Below are 1472 nucleotides of genomic sequence, written 5' to 3'. Positions count from 1 at the left end.
CTTGCTGCAGCTAATTGCACCACTGCCGCTCGCAAGGAACTCCATCATTGTTACCGTCCATCTTGGTGTTAGGGCAATGCTTGATGAAGTAGGTTGCCTCAGCGCAAGAAGTCATTTGCGGACACATCGTGCGTCCGTCACACCTGAATGGCGAGTCGGCCTCCGGTTCACCTGCTTGCGCCGCAGATGCGTATTGGCCAGGCGTAGCAATCGCGTCGCCGGTGACCGAGTGAGTGGAGTTCTTGAACTTGCCGTATCCGAACCAGGCAAGGCTGGCCAGAACGATAATGACGATGATGTTTTTCACAGTTGCCGACTCCCCTCGGGCAAGGTCTAACGCTCAAGTTAAGCCGAATTGCAGCGCGTAGCTGGCAACATGGAAAGCTCTTTCTGCCATGTTGACGGCGTAGCGATGCAATTTCGGCTTGAACGCAATGTTAGGGCGCGGATCGGTATCCGGCCCACGTGACGAATAGCCATCCCGCGATTGCTCCTGGTATGCCACCCCAGATGATGCCCTCGGTGATGCGATGTCCGGTGAGCTGAGCGGCGACTGCCCCCAGGAGCGCCCCAGCCAACACGAACCACGCCACTTTGCGACGTTTTGCGAGGCTCTTCGCCTCGGCAAGACGCTTACGGCGTACCTGCTCTTGAGCCTTCGTGTCGGGCTCCAGCATGGCAGTGGCGATGGCTTCTGCTTGCGACTTGTCCACTGTGCGTCCTTGTTTAGCGGCCTAACGCCTTATGTCTTGAGTTTCCCCTAGCCTAAGAGCCGAGAGCCCGGCGTGCGCGCCCGATAACGCCTCGGTGTCAGCACCACCGTAATTCAGCAGGGGCCGCACGCCGGATCTCGCGCCTTGCGCCCGAACAGTTGGACGAGGTTTCCCTCGAACCGATAAGCGTGGGCCACGGGCGCGATGCTCTCGACCACTCAACTGTAGCCGAGAATGGGGATGACGGCAGTGGGGCTCGATGTGGGCAAGGCAGCCCTGAATCTGGCGGTGGACGGCCAGCCGGGTGTCGTGCGGTTCGCCAATACCGAGGCGGGCATGGGGAAGCTGCTTCGGCACCTGGGCAGGCTGGAGTCGCCTCGGGTGGTGCTTGAAGCGACGGGCGGCTACGAAGAGCCGCTGCTTGAAGCCTGTGGCGACGCTGGCTTCTGGGTGGCCCGGGTCAACCCGCGGCAGGCACGCAAATTCGCCCGTGCCACGGGCGAACTGGCCAAGACCGATGCGATCGATGCCCGTGCGCCGGTGCGCGCGGCGCTGTACATGGCCACGCTATCGGCCGTACGTTGGGATCCGACGATGCGCGACCACTACCAGCAACTGCGCGCTCGCGGAAAGCTGGGCTAGGTGGCGCTTGTCGCATGCATGCGCAAGCTGCTGGGAATCGTCAATGCGAGGCGCCGCGAAGAGCTGCGGGCGGAGGGTCTATTGGCTGCCTGACAGGCCCAACTACAAGACAGTTGC

At 61.8% G+C, this 1472-nt stretch carries 3 protein-coding genes; 1 reads left to right on the top strand and 2 read right to left on the bottom strand.

Translation table 11 applies throughout. The annotated features are described in order from the left end of the window. Positions 1 to 10: 10 nt before the first annotated feature. Positions 11 to 307 carry an excalibur calcium-binding domain-containing protein gene (locus MQC88_RS00495; RefSeq protein WP_243318186.1) on the bottom strand — a complete coding sequence of 99 codons (297 nt, stop codon included), beginning with the start codon at positions 305 to 307 and terminating at the stop codon, positions 11 to 13. A gap of 130 nt (positions 308 to 437) precedes the next feature. Then, complete coding sequence (locus tag MQC88_RS00490; protein ID WP_243318185.1) at positions 438 to 713, bottom strand: hypothetical protein; 276 nt, start codon at positions 711 to 713, stop codon at positions 438 to 440. 234 nt (positions 714 to 947) lie between these two features. Between MQC88_RS00490 and MQC88_RS00485 the strand changes: the two genes are divergently transcribed. Further along, positions 948 to 1355, top strand: coding sequence for an IS110 family transposase (locus MQC88_RS00485; RefSeq protein WP_315857034.1), 408 nt, complete (start codon positions 948 to 950; stop codon positions 1353 to 1355). Positions 1356 to 1472: the final 117 nt, after the last annotated feature.

Origin of the sequence: Cognatiluteimonas sedimenti (assembly GCF_022808325.1) — a bacterium.
In the GTDB taxonomy this organism is placed as follows: Bacteria; Pseudomonadota; Gammaproteobacteria; order Xanthomonadales; family Xanthomonadaceae; genus Cognatiluteimonas; species Cognatiluteimonas sedimenti.
Note: the sequence above shows the minus strand (reverse complement) of the source record. Positions and strands in the feature narration are given on the sequence as shown.